This window comes from Pseudoalteromonas sp. NS-SX12, assembly GCF_057367955.1.
In genome coordinates this window covers 1113572-1129392 of record NZ_CM170634.1, presented here as the reverse complement: position 1 = coordinate 1129392, position 15821 = coordinate 1113572, and the positions used below count along the sequence as shown (strand labels likewise).

Sequence of the window (15821 nt, the reverse complement as noted above, 5' to 3'; positions counted from 1 at the left end):
ACATGATAAGCCATTTGGGGCATCGGTATAAGTTAGGGCTGTATATTTATACAATATAATGCAATACTAGGCGCAATATTGCTGTTCGCTAATGCTATAGGATAACAATGGAACATATCGAGGTTCGCGGCGCCCGCACGCACAACTTAAAAAATATCAACTTAACCATTCCACGCGATAAACTGATTGTTATCACTGGTTTATCTGGCTCAGGAAAATCATCGCTGGCATTTGATACATTATATGCCGAAGGTCAGCGCCGTTATGTTGAGTCACTTTCTGCGTATGCGCGTCAATTTTTATCCTTAATGGAAAAACCAGATGTCGACCATATTGAAGGTTTATCCCCAGCTATTTCGATAGAACAGAAATCAACATCTCATAACCCACGTTCTACCGTAGGCACTATCACCGAAATTTATGATTACTTAAGGCTGCTTTTCGCCCGTGTCGGTGAACCACGATGCCCAACTCATGATTTACCGCTTACCGCACAAACCATTAGTCAAATGGTCGATCAGGTACTTGAGCTGCCAGAAGGCACAAAAGTAATGTTGCTTGCCCCTGTCGTGAAAGAGCGTAAGGGTGAACATATCAAGTTACTTGAGAACTTAGCAGCACAAGGTTTTATTCGCGCGCGAATTGATGGCGAAGTATGCGATCTCTCAGATCCGCCAACGTTAGAACTCCATAAAAAACATACAATTGAAGTAGTTGTCGACCGTATCAAGGTAAAAGATGGCCTACAACTTCGTTTAGCGGAATCGTTCGAACAAGCATTAGAGCTTTCAAATGGCGTGGCACAAATCGCCTACATGGATGAGCCAGAAAAAGACGAAATTGTTTTCTCAGCGAACTTTGCCTGTCCGAGTTGTGGTTATGCCATGACTGAACTTGAACCGCGTTTATTCTCATTTAATAACCCTGCGGGTGCCTGTCAAAGCTGTGATGGTTTAGGGGTACGCCAGTATTTTGATCCAAGCCGTGTAGTACAAAACCCAGAGCTTAGCCTTGCTGGCGGTGCTATTCGCGGTTGGGATAAGCGTAGCTTTTATTATTTCCAAATGCTGCAAGCCGTTGCGAATCATTACGACTTTGACGTTGAAACACCGTTTGAACAACTGCCAGCCGATGCGCAAAAAGTGGTACTGAACGGTTCGGGCCGTACTAAAATTGAATTTCAATATCGTAACGATCGCGGCGATGTTGTGGTGCGAAATCACATATTTGAAGGTGTGCTTAATAATATGGCGCGCCGCTACAAAGAAACTGAATCAAATTCGGTGCGTGAAGAGCTAGCCAAATACCAAACCAATCAAGACTGCCCTAGCTGTCATGGCTCACGTTTGCGTGAAGAAGCGCGTAATGTATTTATTGGCACTACTAATTTACCTCACGTAACGCGCATGAGTATCGGTGAAGCACAGCATTTTTTCAGCGAGCTAAGCTTTAGCGGACAAAAAGCAAAAATCGCCGAGAAAATCTTAAAAGAGATTAGTGATCGCTTATCGTTTTTGGTAAATGTTGGCCTTAATTACTTATCACTTGAGCGCAGTGCCGATACGTTATCGGGTGGTGAAGCACAGCGTATTCGCCTTGCCAGCCAAATTGGTGCTGGCCTTGTTGGCGTTATGTACGTTTTAGATGAACCCTCAATTGGTTTGCACCAAAGAGATAATGACCGATTACTTGCCACATTAACGCACTTACGTGATTTAGGTAACACTGTAATTGTGGTTGAACACGATGAAGATGCAATACGTGCTGCGGATCATATTATTGATATTGGCCCAGGCGCTGGGGTGCACGGTGGGCAAGTTATTGCAGAAGGTACCCGAGACGACATTGTAAACTGTAAGGACTCAATTACTGGACAGTATTTAGCGGGCACTAAAGCAATTGAAATACCTGCGACTCGCCACCAGCCTCAAGATAAATGGCTGGAGTTAAAAGGCGCAACAGGTAATAACTTAAAAAGTGTCGACCTATCAATTCCATTTGGTTTAATGACCTGTATTACGGGCGTTTCTGGCTCTGGTAAATCGACCTTAATCAACGACACCCTATTCAAAGTGGCTCATACTGAACTCAATGGCGCAACAACTGCCGAAGCTGCACCCTATAAATCCATTACCGGTATGGATTTATTCGACAAAGTCATCGATATTGACCAAAGCCCTATCGGACGTACTCCACGTTCAAACCCTGCTACCTACACAGGTATTTTCACTGCCATTCGTGAGTTATTTTCAGGCACGCAAGAAGCCCGTTCACGTGGTTACAAGCCAGGACGCTTTAGCTTTAACGTAAAAGGCGGTCGCTGTGAAGCATGTCAGGGTGACGGTGTAATTAAAGTAGAAATGCACTTTTTACCTGATGTATATGTACCTTGTGATGTGTGTACTGGTAAACGCTACAACCGTGAAACATTAGAAGTACTCTACAAAGGCAAAAATATTCACCAAGTGCTTGATATGACTGTGGAAGATGCGCGCGAATTTTTTGACAAAATTCCCGCTATTGCACGCAAGTTACAAACTTTAATGGATGTTGGCTTAAGTTATATTCGTCTAGGCCAAGCGGCAACAACGTTATCTGGCGGTGAGGCACAACGTGTTAAATTGGCCCGCGAACTATCTAAGCGCGATACCGGTAAAACGTTATACATTCTGGATGAACCGACGACAGGTTTACATTTTGCTGATATTCAGCAATTACTTGTTGTATTGCATCGCTTACGTGATCACGGCAATACCATTGTGGTTATCGAGCACAATCTCGATGTGATTAAAACTGCCGACTGGATTGTTGATTTAGGCCCTGAAGGTGGTTCTGGCGGTGGTGAGATTTTAATTTCAGGTACGCCTGAAGAAGTTGCACAACATCCTGTGTCTCATACTGGTCGCTACTTAAAACAAATGCTATAAGTTACTCTTACTTAATAATAAAAATAAAGCGCCTAAATGGAATTAATTAGTCAAAAACTGCCAAAGTTAACATTAGCAAAATTAAAGCTAGTTAACTTTTGGCAGTCGCTATCGCTGCCAGAAAAACTCTATAGTTTATCGTTTGCCTTGCTTGTTGTTTTTCAAGGCGATTATCAGCTTGCAGCGTTATTGACTTTAGTTGGCCTAATTATGGAATTTTGGCCGAGGTTTACCAAGGCTTGGGACACGTTAGCTGGCAAAGCGGTGATTTTACTGTTTTATGCAGTCATAACTAACTTTGCTTTAGCCTCGAGTGCGTCGTTAGTAAATGAAGTAACCGGTGTGTCTGCTACGCACTTTAATTATACCCATAACTTTGCCATTTTAATGGTGCTGCCAAGCTGGCTGTTAGGCATTAGTGTATTTGCCTTATTTATTTACCAACTGTTTGTTCCTTTTTACTTATTTACTATTTTATTGGCAAAACCGTTTGGCATTAAAATTGTGCGCTTCTTTTCAAAAAGCAATCATCCTTTCTTTTCTAATGCGATGCGCTTTACTGTTTGTTTTACCGTACTGTTCCAGCTGATGTCGCTGTGGTTAGGCGATCAACAGGAAATTGATAGAATCTTCCAAAGTATTGACCCAAACGTCAGCACCACTGAAAAGGAGCAAGCTAAGGTTAACGAGCAGCAGAATAGGCTAACGCCATCTGATACACCTGAACCAAAAAAGCCAGAGAAAGAAACATTTAGCATTAGCTTTAATGATGATTCGGGCGCCACTGACGAATTAACAATACCGATAAACCAAGGCTACGAGTCAGTTATTCATCATCTAGTAGCTATGTTTGCATATCGTCAAGAAGCCGACAAATATTCACGCTGTAGTAAACCAAACAACACTAAAGCGGTTGAACTAAACGATCATGAAGTGTTACTCATTAGCAAAGATAACAACGCACAGTATGGCTACCAATTTACCGTTACAGTGTGTGATTCACCTGCGAGCCACTTATTCAAAAATAATTAACTCGCCTTAAAATGTTCCATTAACTGTGCTTTCTCAGTATCGTTAAGTGCTACCGACGCTTTTTTATCAAAGTTATAGCGCACCATTGTCGCGTGACCTACCGCACAGAGTTCATTGTGCTGATACACTTCTTGGCAAATTACAAATGACGAATTGCCAATACGGCTAATGCTGGAGTTTATGGTAATTTCCTGACCATAAAACAGCTCACCTTTAAATTCCACTTCGATTTTAGCGACAATTAGCTTCCACTTATTGCAATCTAAGTCTGGTGTAAAGAAACGAAAAAAAGGGGTACGCGCTGCTTCAAACCAAACCGGTAGCGCTGTATTATTGATATGTCCTAACGCATCTGTTTCGCTAAAACGCGGCATAAGTGTTTCACTAAACATAGTAAATGAGCTTTATAAACTAAATATGTGCTCACTATAGTTATGTTTATTAATAATTAAAATAATAAGGTCAATAATGCAGGATTTTATTCGAGTATACGACAATGTACTTAGTAAGGAGTTTTGTGACAACTTCCTCACTAAGTTTGATAACAGCCCGTTTTTAACACAAGGCAAAACCAGTGGCGGCGTTGACCTTAGTAAAAAGAACAGCCAAGACTTATATTTAAACCAACACATCGAATATCAAACTGAGCTACAGCATATTCTGCAAAACACCACCGAAAAAGTATTTGAGTATTTTGAAGAACACTTCTTTGCACTTATTGGCGCATTTGGTTTAAAAGTTTATCACCCAAAAACCAAACAGCCGGTTGACTTAACGGTAGAAAATTTCGATGAAGTGGGTCGCCCTCAGTTACCCGTTTTAGTGCAGCAAATTTTTCGCTTAGGTCAAATTCAAGCGCAAAAATACACTGCAGGCCAAGGTGGTTACCCCTACTGGCACAGTGAGGTTTATCCGCAAAAAGGCCATAACGATAGCTTGCACCGTATTTTACTATTTATGTTTTATTTAAATGATGTGGAAGAAGGTGGTGAAACTGAATTCTATTATCAGAATAAAAAGATTAAACCAAAGCAAGGCTCTATGGTAATTGCACCGGCGTATTTCACTCACACTCACAGAGGGTGTATTCCAGTTTCCAATGATAAGTACATTGTCACATCATGGGTGCTGTTCAATACCGCAGAACAAATTTATGGTGCCTAAATAAGCTAGGCACCATAAGGTTAGTTTGTTAAATGAACTCGCAAGCTAACCTTTGCTTCTAAACCGCCCTCAGCACGATTGCGCAATGTAACTTTTCCTTGATGCATATCGACAATGCGCTTAATAATTGCAAGTCCTAAGCCACTGCCCTCACTACCGCGCGCCTGATCGCCTTGGGTAAACGGCTGAAACACTCGCTCTAACTCGTGCTCAGGAATACCTGGACCTTTGTCTTGCACAAGGATCTCAACATACTCTTTATTCGCAGAGTACTGAGTCACAACGGTGACATCCTCTTCGCTATAGCGCAGCGCATTTTCAATCATATTGGTAATTACGCGCTTCATGGCAACATGGCTGATTGGAATATTTGGCAACGCTTCGTTAGCACTAAAGCTAATTTCTCGGCCTTGCTTTTGTTCCGATGCAACCACTTCCGAAACAAGCGCATTTATATCGTCTGGCGCTAAATCACTTAGCTTATGATTGCGTAGATACTCAATAAACTGATCAATAATCGCATTCATATCTTCGATATCGGTAATGATGCCTTCTCGTAAGTAATCTTCATGTTCCGACATCATTTCTGTTGCAAGACGAATACGTGTTAATGGCGTGCGTAAATCATGGGAAACACCGGCCATTAACAGTCTACGATCTTCTTCAACCGCAGCAAGGCCACGTGACATTTGGTTAAAAGCACGCGTTACTTCAATCATTTCAATTGAACCTAGCTCGGGAAGTTGGCTCGAATAATCACCCACTTCTACCTTATTGGCCGCTTTTTGCATTGCCTTTAGAGGACGGTTTAAGTGACTTGCAAATAGCCAACCGCCTAACACGCTTAACACACCGATAAAGGCGAGGTAGAAAGTCAGTACTTTTACATTCGCCTCTTGAAAACCGACTAACGGAATTTTAACCCAGTAGCCTGGCGCTTGTGGTGGCTCAACCCAATACACAAGAATATCGGTCTGACTAATGCGTACACGCGCCTCACCCTGCAAATATTCAGACATCACCCGAGACAAATAAGGATATTCGCTGGCTTGTTCTAAACCGTGTCGCATCGCTTCACGTTCGCTCATCATCTCAACGCCAGTAGCCAAATAAAATTGCTCCGCAACTTCATCCGACATTTCCACACCATCTTGATGACCAATAAATACCGTGCGAACTTGTTTCGCCAGCATTAAGTTAACTTGCTCGATAGAAGGCTTTACAACGTAAAGCGTAACCGAAATATAAGATACGATTTGATTGATAAGCAGCAGTGCACCAACCAAAAAAACGGTTTGACCAAATGCACTGCGCGGAAAAATACGCATAATGTTAGCTTAGCTGTGGTTATTCTTTGCCATCTGGCACAAATACGTAGCCTAAGCCCCATACGGTTTGAATGTAACGCGGATTAGCAGCGTCTTCTTCAATCATGCGGCGTAATCGAGATACTTGCACATCGATACTACGCTCTAATGCACTGTAATCACGACCACGTGCTAAGTTCATTAATTTATCACGGCTTAGCGGTTCGCGAGGGTGTGAAACTAAGGCTTTCAATACTGCAAATTCACCACTGGTAAGCGACACTGTTTCATCGCCTTTACTCATTTCGCGTGTTGCTAAGTTTAATGAAAACTGGCCAAAGCGTATTTCGTTTTCTTCAGCCGAAGGCGCGCCTGGTACATCACTGGCACGACGACGTAAAATAGCTTTAATACGTGCAAGTAGTTCACGCGGGTTAAACGGCTTAGGGATATAGTCATCAGCGCCAAGCTCTAAACCAATAATACGATCAACTTCATCGCCTTTTGCCGTAAGCATAACAATTGGGATGTCATTTTCTTTTTGGCGTAAACGACGGCAAATCGATAAACCATCTTCGCCCGGTAGCATCAGGTCCAATACCATTAAATGAAAATTTTCTCGTTCAATTAAGCGGTCCATTTGCTCCGAGTTTGCCGCAGAGCGCACAATAAAGCCCTGTTCTACTAAATAGCGCTCAAGTAAGCTGCGTAAACGCATGTCATCATCGACTACTAGTATTTTTGTTGTTTCTTGTCCCATGATTTCATTCTTCTGTTATTTTTTCTTTGGCAATATAGCCTACTATAAATACTTTTTTGACAATTAGGTAAAGGAAGAGTGTTACTAGGTATTACAAACTCTTACTATGATGCATCATAAGTAATGGCATTAATAAAAAATAATGCTTCACCCTCAGCATTTTTAAATTCAAACTCATCATCAACTTGTTTACCTAACATAGCACGAGCAAAGGGTGAATCGATGCTAATTTTGCCATTTTTCACATCAAACTCGTCTGGCCCAACGACCTGATAGTTAAAGGTATTACCTTCTTCATCTTCCACTTCGACACGGGCACCAAAAAACACTTTTCCTGCTTGTTCAGGCTTGGGATAAACAATATTCACTTGTTCTAGGCGTTTGGTTAAAAAGCGTACGCGGCGATCAATTTCACGCAATCGCTTTTTACCATAAATGTATTCAGCGTTTTCCGAACGGTCACCAAGTGCTGCTGCTTCCGATACCGCTTGCGTTACTCTTGGGCGCTCTTCTTTCCATAAGTAACGTAATTCCCTTTCTAGTTCATCATAGCCGCTACGTGTAATATAATTGGAACGCATAGGAAATACCTGCTTAGGTGGTTTTCTCATAGTTAAATAACTAGGTGTGGTAATTTATTTATTGCTTATGATTGAAAAATTTAAGTTTAGATACAAGATCTATAGGCAATATATATAAAACAAATTTTCTGGTGTGGTCTCTCAAAATTACAAACCACCCACTTTTTACCGATTTAAAGGTTTTTAATGAACGCTATTGCTAATCAATTAGCTCACGAGCTAAACGCCTCAGTACAGCAAGTGACTGCTGCAACACAATTATTAGACGATGGAGCAACCGTTCCATTTATTGCTCGATATAGAAAGGAAGTTACCGGTGGTTTAGATGATGGTCAACTGCGTTTACTTGAACAGCGCCTTGGTTATCTTCGTGAGTTAGAAGAACGTCGCTCATTTATTCTTAAAACCATTGAAGGACAAGATAAGCTAAGTGCTGAGTTAAAGGCCGACATCGATAAGGCAACCAGTAAAACCGAGCTGGAAGATCTTTACTTACCTTATAAACCAAAACGCCGTACTAAAGGGCAAATCGCCATTGAGGCAGGTCTTGAGCCGCTGGCAAATCAATTATTAGATAACCCAGTACTTGACCCAGAAATAACAGCAACTGACTTTATTAACCCTGAAAAAGGCATTGAAGACAGCAAAGCCGCTCTTGATGGTGCTAAATTTATCTTAATGGAGCGTTTTGCGGAAGATGCAAAATTGCTTGCTAAGTTAAGAAGCATGCTACAAAAACATGCGTTTATTGAAAGCAAAGTGATTGCTGGCAAAGAAAAAGACGGCGCCAAATATCAAGATTACTTTGAACACAGCGAAGCCTTAAGCCGTGTACCGTCACACCGAGCATTAGCAATGCTGCGAGCGCGTAATGAAGGCATTATCAGCCTAACAATTAATCCTGATCCAAGCTTAGAAGATGGCAACGCTGAGTGCGTTCGTATTATCGCCGATCATTATAAATTAGACGTACTAGCGAGCCCATGGCTTAAGCAAGTGGCGCAATGGACCTGGAAAATTAAATTAGCACTTCACTTAGAAAACGAGTTTTTAGGTAAAATTAGGGAAGTTGCGGAGCAAGGTGCAATTGATGTCTTTGCTAAGAACCTAAATGATTTATTAATGGCTGCTCCAGCAGGTGCAAAAACCACGTTAGGTCTTGATCCTGGTTTACGTACAGGTTGTAAAGTTGCGGTGGTAGATAAAACCGGCAAGCTGCTCGATAACGTAACAATCTACCCACATGCCCCACAAAATCATTGGGATAAGTCACTGCGTACGCTAAGCCAATTATGCCGCCAACATAAAGTTGAGCTTATTGCTATTGGTAACGGTACTGCATCACGTGAGAGTGACAAGTTAATTGCCGAACTGTTAAAACAAGAAGCCGACCTAAAAATGAGCAAAGTTATGGTCAGCGAAGCTGGCGCATCGGTTTACTCAGCATCTGAAGTCGCAGCGGAAGAATTTCCAAATCTAGACGTATCTATTCGTGGTGCAGTTTCTATTGCGCGTCGTTTACAAGACCCACTTGCTGAGCTTGTGAAAATTGAGCCAAAAGCAATTGGTGTTGGTCAGTACCAGCACGATGTATCACAAAGCCAATTAGGCCAAAGCCTAACAGCTGTTGTTGAGGACTGTGTAAACGCTGTTGGTGTAGATGTAAATATGGCATCAGCACAACTATTAACACGTGTTGCAGGCTTAAACAAAACTCTTGCGCAAAATATTGTTAGCTACCGCGACCAAAACGGTACGTTTAATTCACGTAAAGAGCTTAAAAAAGTTGAACGCCTTGGTCCTAAAGCATTTGAGCAATCTGCTGGTTTCTTACGCATTAACCAAGGTAAAGATCCATTAGATAGCTCTGCTGTTCACCCTGAAGCGTATGAGATTGTGAAGAGTATTGCTGCAAAGGCGGACGTTTCAGTGGCAGAACTCATTGGTAATTCAGGTTTACTAAAATCTCTTTCACCACAAGACTTTGTTACGGATAAGTTTGGCCTACCAACCATCAGCGATATTTTAGCTGAGCTTGATAAACCGGGTCGCGATCCTCGTCCAGAATTCAAAACAGCAAGCTTTAAAGAAGGTGTTGAAACAATCGCAGATCTCAAGCCTGGTATGGTTTTAGAAGGTGTTGTATCAAACGTTGCAAACTTTGGCGCCTTCGTCGATGTGGGCGTACACCAAGACGGCTTAGTGCATATTTCATCATTAACAAACAAGTTTGTTTCAGACCCACGTGAAGTGGTAAAAGCAGGCGATATTGTAAAAGTAAAAGTGCTTGAAGTAGATGTCGAACGCAAACGTATCAGCTTTACGATGCGCCTAGACGAAGAAGTGCGTGAGAAAGCACCAGCTGCTAAACCAAAAGCGAATAAACCAGCGCAAGCTACTGCAAAAAAAGCAAAGCCTAAGCAAAACAATAATGCCGCTATGGGTAACGCATTTGCTGAAGCATTCGCAAAGCTAAAGAAATAACGTGATTTAAGCTACGGGCTGTTGATCTTTCAAGTTCGTTTTTGCAGCAGTTTGATTGGGGTTTATACAAGGCAGAGGCTGCGTGGCATAGTTATTCTATGTTAGTCAGCCGATAACACAGTAGAAAACCCAATCAAGCGCTGCCGAATTGTTATAAGCGCAATCATAAAAAACCGCACAGTGTGCGGTTTTTTTATTTATGCATAGCTTGCTAAATTAGGCCGCTCAAACGGCGACGTTGCAGCCTGATAGAATTTAGCAATGCGCTCTGCTCGCTGATTAACTTCAGAATCACGACGCTCACTAAAATCGTAGTTAGTTTGCTTAGCCTCGCCATCATCAGCCTCTGTATCTGAGCTTTCTTCGTTTTTATCAAAAAACGTACTCAGCTCAGCATTCAAATCAGCTCGCGCTTCGCTCATTTTCTGATTTGCTTCAGCAGCAATCGAGCGATCCGCTCCTGACGGTTCTTGTGGGGCTAATGCTGCAGCGCGTACTTGCTGCATTTTGTCTATGGTTGCCTGCGGGTCGTTAGGTACTTCGCTTACATCAATCGGCACTTCACCCGCAACTGCATAATTGTTGCCATCGCTACCACGCTCATATTCGTAACTTGGGCTACCAGCATACTGACCACCCACTGCCGCATGTGCTTGCTCGTGTGCTTTAACTTCGCGATCTCTTTGCTTAAGCTGAGAAAGTGCTTGTGCCTCTACTTGTTCAAGCTGTTTTTGTTTATCTTGCTCTTGTTGCTTACTTTGCTGCTCTTGCTGATCCTGATCTTGCTTTTTTTCACTTACTTTAGTGATGTCTTCGGATTTGTTTTCGAGCGCGTCTTGGTTTTCAATTTGGCTGCTGCCAGGTTGACGTGTTTTATCTTGATCAGCTGCGAGACGAGAATTTGCAGCGGCAGCTTCTGCTTGTTTTACAGGCGTAACTAATTCGCGCAACTGATTGTCACGTCGCGCTGTTTCAGTATGTACATTAGCCGTATTTAAGCTAATGTTTGGATAAGTAGTTACGATGTTCATTTATTTTGCTGAGCTAAACTCTTACATCAATTAACGTGCCCAACACCTCGTCAGCCGTTTGAATTGAACGGGTATTTGCCTGCGCATTAAATTGTTCAACTCTAAGGTTAACTAGCTCGTTAGTTACATTAACTGGCGGGCTTTGCGCTTCACGCGTTTCTGGTGCTGGTTCGGCGCGTTCAACTTCTCGTTCCGTTTGCGCACGTGCAATATTTGCTGAAGACTCAGTAATACCATCAGAAGCACTTTGCAGGCCTTGCAAGCCAGCATTAAATGCAGACCCCAAGTTGTTTGAAACGTCCATAAACACTCCTTTATTCATAAAGAATAGTGATAGCTTTATTATCGCTCAAAATTCCATCAAAATAAAGTTAAAGCGGCAATAAATTGCCGCCCTAGAAATGTTTTAACTTTCTATATGGGATAACAATAAGTTAGTAAATTCTTGCGGATGAGAAATAAAAGGTGCATGAGATGCTTTAGCTAGAATATCTGCCTTAAATTGAGGATTAAGTTGCTGCATTTTTGCGACAGCTTTAACTGGCACAAGGGAGTCAAGACGGCCAAAAATACCAGAAATAGGCAAAGGAAGTTGCGCAAAAAGATCTCTCAAATCTTCATTTTTTAAAATAGCTAAACCACCTGATAACGCGATCTTTTGCGCCGCTGGGTATTCAGCAAGCAGGGCTTTTATTTGCTTGATGTCTTGCTTTGCATGCTCACTTCCCATTGCTTGAATTGCCAAAAATCGTTCTACAGTTTTTTGGTGATTGGTGCTCAATTGTGCCATAAATGTGTCTAACACCTTGTCGTCAATACCGCGCCACTGTTCACTGCTTGCAAAAAATGGGGTTGAAGCAATCAACACTATTTTCTTTACTTTATGTGGGAAAAGCGCAGCAATTTTTAACGCAATAAGACCTGATAAAGACCAAGCAACTAACACAGACTGATCTGCAATATCTGTTGCAAGTTGCCTTGCGACACACTCTAAATCATAAACAGCATCGCTAAATTGATTTCCGCCAAAACCAGGTAAATTAAAAGTATGTATCGTATGGTCACTTTGCGCCTCAAGTGCATCTTTTTGTAACTGCCAAATACCTTTATTCATGCCCCAACCATGCAGTAGAACTACATCAGCCATGCTTTGCCCTCACTTTAAATTTTTGCCGCTATACTAACAGTTAGCGATATGGAAATCCTATATGAATTACTGTTACCGACTTTTCGATTGGGCACTACCAAATTTATGTGTGTGTTGCCATCAACCGGTTCGAGCTCCGGCAAAAATTTGCCGCATATGTCTGTCTGATATTGCACGGTTAAATTTTAAAAGCTCAGCAAACCTACTTCACCGCCCAGATATCAACAAACTAATACCCAACCCTACATTTGACTCACTCTTTGCAGTTTGTTGGTATCAACATCCGGTTTCAGCTTGGCTAAAAGGCATTAAATTTAATAAACAACTGACGTACAAAGCGGCATTACATCAGTTAATTAAAGCGCAAATAAAAGACGCGCAAGCAGAACAAAATTGGCAAATGCCTGATGTATTAATGCCTGTTCCATTACATTGGCAGCGACGCGTTTTTCGCGGTTTCAATCAAAGTGAGGAAATTTGGCAACGTACCAGTATTGTGGTTGATACCCAATCCATTACCCGCATCAAACACACTAAGCCGCAAAGCGAATTAAATAAACGCGCTCGTAAAACCAATATAAAAGGAGCGTTTAGTTGTGACCTCACACACCAATATCAACATGTGGCAATTGTTGATGACATCATAACGACCGGTAACACGGTTAATGAAATTGCAAGGTTATTAAAAAGCGCGGGGGTGAAACAGGTGTCAGTTTGGGTGTTTGCGATTAGCGATCCAACTAAACCTAGTTAAGTTCATCCAGTAAACAAAAAAGGCGCCCAAGACGCCTTTTAAACAATTAACTTTTAGTAACGTACGTTATTTAGCATCGATCGCATGACCAAAGAAAATAGCATTACTTAATAGACGGCTTGTGCCATACCAATAACTACGAAACACTGGGTTATCTGACATTGCAATCACTTTGCCCTTACCATAGTTATGCGCCATTAAAACGCCGGCACCGGCTATTTGCTGGTTGTTTAGCTCATGACTAAAACCCGCTAATAGCGGTGTTTTAGTGTAGGTTGCAACATTTACAAACGGCTTTTCACTTGGCTTTAAAACAAAGGTGCTATTTTTAAATACTGGCAATGTGCCACGCTCAAATGAGAAGCTTAATGGGTGGCTTAAATCGATATTCGCGTTAAAAATAGCACCTGCAATTCGTTTATCACCATGGTAACTATCTTTATCAGCGTAACTCAAATTATCGGTTGGAAAAGCTTTTGCCATGTCATTGCTTGAAAGATATTCGGCTTTCAAAATACCTTTGTCCGCTAAGAATTTTGCGCCCGATTTATGACCCCAAATTACACCACCGTGTTGCACCCAATACTTTAGCTTTTCAACCATTTTTGCATTTACAGTCGAAAAACTGCCATTAGTTAAAATAACATGGGTGTAAGATGCTAAATCAATGCGTTCCAAACGGTCTAAATCAACCAAAGTAGCTGCAATATCTAAATAACGGTCAAGGTAATACCAAACTTCACCTACTTCATATTGGCTTGTACCTTTACCGCCTAATAGTAATACTTTTGGTGTTTTTAACGGCACGATATTGCGCGAGCCAATATCAACACCTTGCGCTGTTAATCCCGATGATATTTGATGTACTTTTACCGGTGAATTACTAGCTAATTGCTGAACTTTGTTAAACCAATCAGCATCTTGTTGCAGACCCTTGGCGATAATAATTGCGCCAGCAGCAAAGCGATGTTCACCATTTGCAGTAGATGCGGTAAATGGTTTCATTGCCGCTCGAGCAATAACACCATTTTGCTGTAACTGTGATAGCAGCTTAGGTGCTAAGTAGTCGTTCCATTCAAAGGCAAATGCATAGCTTGAAGCTAGGTTCTGGTTTTCAGTTTGATTAGCCGGCTGCCATGAGTCTTGGTATTTAATACCACGGGTTGAGGTTACAGCTGAAAATTCAAGGTTAAATGAATGCGCTAAGTTCCAACCTGAAACATCATAAAAGGTATTATCGTTAAAGCTTGTTTGCTCTAAAAACGCGCCTTTAATTAAGCGGTATTGAGGCTGATTTAGCGGAATAAAAACACTACTATTAGCAGAGAAGTCTTGCTTGTTAACGCTAACGTCTTTACTAAGCGGATATGCCTTAATCTGATGCTGCTGCAATAGCGACAAAAATAACTCATAACGTGACGTGTCGTTACCAGCCGCAACAACATAGCCTTTTACTTTATCTTTTTTCGCAAGCTTTGCGGTATCTTGATAAAACTTCTGCTGGTAAGACAATAAACCCTGCTTGCCCGATACAACCGCATCAAAAGTAGATAAAGAAGTCGTTAATTGGTTTTTTACTGCATCATAAAACTCGCGTACACCATTGATAGTTTCATGCTTGTGACCTCGTGCACTGCCTTGCTCAAACAAAATACCAATGGTGCCATGAATATCTGGATAGGTAGAACCCTTACCAATATAAAAGTCATCAAAGCTTTCCTCGGTAAAGTACAGCTCACCTTGTTGATCTAATACGGCTGCGTGAAAGGTCGCTATTTCTTTTGTTAGCTCTACATTTTGCTCAGGAGTAAGTGGAAACTTACGCGATGGAATACCCGGTTGGAAAAAATAAGTGCTGTGTGGACCCATTTCATGAAAGTCAGTTAATACATGAGGCATCCATTGATGATACTTAGCAATACGCGCCTGCGACTCTGGGTGCTGGAGCAACAACCAATCTCGGTTTAAGTCAGTAAAATAATGATTTGTTCTACCGCTCGGCCACGCTTCATTATGTTCTCTATGGTTTTCATCTGCGACTAAGTTTTTGCCTTTGTGACTATTCACCCACTGTGCAAATCGCGCTAAACCATCTGGGTTTAATGCAGGGTCTAACAAAATAACTGTTTCGTCTAATAAGCGGTTAATTTTTTCACCTTGCGCTGCAGCAAGGTAATAGGCAACTAATAATGCAGCATTACTGCCACTGGCTTCGTTGCCATGCACACTATAGCCCATCCACGTGATTACAGGTGCATCAGCATTGATTGTTGCACCTTCGATTGATTGCGCTAAGTGCTGTTTACGCACAGTTTCAATGTTATTTAAGCGAGCTGGGTTAGCAATCGTTAACAATAATAACGGACGTTGTTCATGGCTGTAACCAATCACCTCAATGTTGATGCGCTCACTTTTTTCAGCTAATAGATTCATGTAGCTAACAAGCTGATCATGGCGAACATGCCAATCGCCTACCTGATAACCCAGAACAGACTCTGGCGTAGGAATAGAAGGATCGAAACGAATATTATCGTCAAAATAAAAGTTTAAGTTCTTTGCTGAACTGATACAGCTAAACAGTGCCAAACAGGCTGTTATTAAAAAAAAGGACAGCTTTTTCATAGTGATGCCATA

General features: G+C 41.7%; 13 protein-coding genes. 5 read left to right on the top strand and 8 right to left on the bottom strand.

What is annotated here, in order from left to right:
* The first annotated feature begins 107 nt into the window (after positions 1–107).
* Together uvrA and AC2IOM_RS05390 are read left to right on the top strand one after the other, a co-directional pair.
* Positions 108–2927 carry an excinuclease ABC subunit UvrA gene (gene uvrA, locus AC2IOM_RS05395; protein ID WP_486359331.1) on the top strand — a complete coding sequence of 940 codons (2820 nt, stop codon included), beginning with the start codon at positions 108–110 and terminating at the stop codon, positions 2925–2927.
* A gap of 36 nt (positions 2928–2963) precedes the next feature.
* On the top strand, positions 2964–3959 hold the full coding sequence (locus AC2IOM_RS05390; protein ID WP_486359330.1) for a hypothetical protein: 996 nt from the start codon (positions 2964–2966) through the stop codon (positions 3957–3959).
* Here the strand turns inward: AC2IOM_RS05390 and AC2IOM_RS05385 are convergent.
* Positions 3956–4351 (bottom strand): acyl-CoA thioesterase, encoded by a 396-nt coding sequence (locus AC2IOM_RS05385; RefSeq protein ID WP_010561526.1) that lies wholly within the window; start codon positions 4349–4351, stop codon positions 3956–3958. The two genes, AC2IOM_RS05390 and AC2IOM_RS05385, sit on opposite strands and share 4 nt — an antisense overlap.
* A gap of 76 nt (positions 4352–4427) precedes the next feature.
* Between AC2IOM_RS05385 and AC2IOM_RS05380 the strand changes: the two genes are divergently transcribed.
* A complete protein-coding gene (locus AC2IOM_RS05380; RefSeq protein ID WP_010561525.1) occupies positions 4428–5123 on the top strand; it encodes a 2OG-Fe(II) oxygenase in 696 nt (231 codons plus the stop codon).
* Positions 5124–5143: 20 nt separating this feature from the next.
* On the opposite strand, the gene envZ is transcribed toward AC2IOM_RS05380, so the two are convergent.
* From envZ to greB, 3 genes are all read right to left on the bottom strand, one after another.
* The gene (gene envZ, locus AC2IOM_RS05375) at positions 5144–6451 is read right to left on the bottom strand and encodes a two-component system sensor histidine kinase EnvZ (protein WP_010561524.1); all 1308 of its coding nucleotides are present in this window, start codon (positions 6449–6451) and stop codon (positions 5144–5146) included.
* Between the two features lie 19 nt (positions 6452–6470).
* On the bottom strand, positions 6471–7190 hold the full coding sequence (gene ompR / locus AC2IOM_RS05370; protein ID WP_010561523.1) for an osmolarity response regulator transcription factor OmpR: 720 nt from the start codon (positions 7188–7190) through the stop codon (positions 6471–6473).
* Between the two features lie 104 nt (positions 7191–7294).
* Entirely contained in the window at positions 7295–7771 is a 477-nt protein-coding gene (greB, locus tag AC2IOM_RS05365; protein ID WP_486359329.1) for a transcription elongation factor GreB, read from the bottom strand.
* Between the two features lie 186 nt (positions 7772–7957).
* On the opposite strand from greB, the gene AC2IOM_RS05360 reads away from it, so the two are divergent.
* Positions 7958–10255: a Tex family protein gene (locus AC2IOM_RS05360; protein ID WP_486359328.1), complete on the top strand. Its 2298-nt coding sequence runs from the start codon at positions 7958–7960 to the stop codon at positions 10253–10255.
* A 197-nt stretch (positions 10256–10452) separates the two neighbouring features.
* Here the strand turns inward: AC2IOM_RS05360 and AC2IOM_RS05355 are convergent, their stop codons facing one another.
* From AC2IOM_RS05355 to bioH, 3 genes are all read right to left on the bottom strand, one after another.
* Positions 10453–11286 (bottom strand): putative metalloprotease CJM1_0395 family protein, encoded by an 834-nt coding sequence (locus tag AC2IOM_RS05355; RefSeq protein ID WP_336435753.1) that lies wholly within the window; start codon positions 11284–11286, stop codon positions 10453–10455.
* Between the two features lie 13 nt (positions 11287–11299).
* Positions 11300–11590 carry a flagellar basal body rod C-terminal domain-containing protein gene (locus AC2IOM_RS05350; protein ID WP_010561519.1) on the bottom strand — a complete coding sequence of 97 codons (291 nt, stop codon included), beginning with the start codon at positions 11588–11590 and terminating at the stop codon, positions 11300–11302.
* A 102-nt stretch (positions 11591–11692) separates the two neighbouring features.
* Positions 11693–12433 (bottom strand): pimeloyl-ACP methyl ester esterase BioH, encoded by a 741-nt coding sequence (gene bioH / locus AC2IOM_RS05345; protein WP_486359327.1) that lies wholly within the window; start codon positions 12431–12433, stop codon positions 11693–11695.
* A gap of 61 nt (positions 12434–12494) precedes the next feature.
* Between bioH and AC2IOM_RS05340 the strand changes: the two genes are divergently transcribed.
* Positions 12495–13187: a ComF family protein gene (locus tag AC2IOM_RS05340; RefSeq protein ID WP_486359326.1), complete on the top strand. Its 693-nt coding sequence runs from the start codon at positions 12495–12497 to the stop codon at positions 13185–13187.
* 66 nt (positions 13188–13253) lie between these two features.
* On the opposite strand, the gene AC2IOM_RS05335 is transcribed toward AC2IOM_RS05340, so the two are convergent.
* Positions 13254–15809, bottom strand: coding sequence for a M14 metallopeptidase family protein (locus AC2IOM_RS05335; RefSeq protein ID WP_486359325.1), 2556 nt, complete (start codon positions 15807–15809; stop codon positions 13254–13256).
* Between the last annotated feature and the right edge of the window lie 12 nt (positions 15810–15821).

Bases quoted from the DNA above. Each gene is read 5' to 3' on its own strand.
- envZ (WP_010561524.1), bottom strand. From the start codon at position 6,451: ATGCGTATTTTTCCGCGCAGTGCATTTGGTCAAACCGTTTTTTTGGTT.
- AC2IOM_RS05380 (WP_010561525.1), top strand. From the start codon at position 4,428: ATGCAGGATTTTATTCGAGTATACGACAATGTACTTAGTAAGGAGTTT.
- AC2IOM_RS05340 (WP_486359326.1), top strand. From the start codon at position 12,495: ATGAATTACTGTTACCGACTTTTCGATTGGGCACTACCAAATTTATGT.
- ompR (WP_010561523.1), bottom strand. From the start codon at position 7,190: ATGGGACAAGAAACAACAAAAATACTAGTAGTCGATGATGACATGCGT.
- AC2IOM_RS05335 (WP_486359325.1), bottom strand. From the start codon at position 15,809: ATGAAAAAGCTGTCCTTTTTTTTAATAACAGCCTGTTTGGCACTGTTT.
- AC2IOM_RS05355 (WP_336435753.1), bottom strand. From the start codon at position 11,286: ATGAACATCGTAACTACTTATCCAAACATTAGCTTAAATACGGCTAAT.
- AC2IOM_RS05360 (WP_486359328.1), top strand. From the start codon at position 7,958: ATGAACGCTATTGCTAATCAATTAGCTCACGAGCTAAACGCCTCAGTA.
- greB (WP_486359329.1), bottom strand. From the start codon at position 7,771: ATGCGTTCCAATTATATTACACGTAGCGGCTATGATGAACTAGAAAGG.
- AC2IOM_RS05390 (WP_486359330.1), top strand. From the start codon at position 2,964: ATGGAATTAATTAGTCAAAAACTGCCAAAGTTAACATTAGCAAAATTA.
- AC2IOM_RS05385 (WP_010561526.1), bottom strand. From the start codon at position 4,351: ATGTTTAGTGAAACACTTATGCCGCGTTTTAGCGAAACAGATGCGTTA.
- AC2IOM_RS05350 (WP_010561519.1), bottom strand. From the start codon at position 11,590: ATGGACGTTTCAAACAACTTGGGGTCTGCATTTAATGCTGGCTTGCAA.
- bioH (WP_486359327.1), bottom strand. From the start codon at position 12,433: ATGGCTGATGTAGTTCTACTGCATGGTTGGGGCATGAATAAAGGTATT.
- uvrA (WP_486359331.1), top strand. From the start codon at position 108: ATGGAACATATCGAGGTTCGCGGCGCCCGCACGCACAACTTAAAAAAT.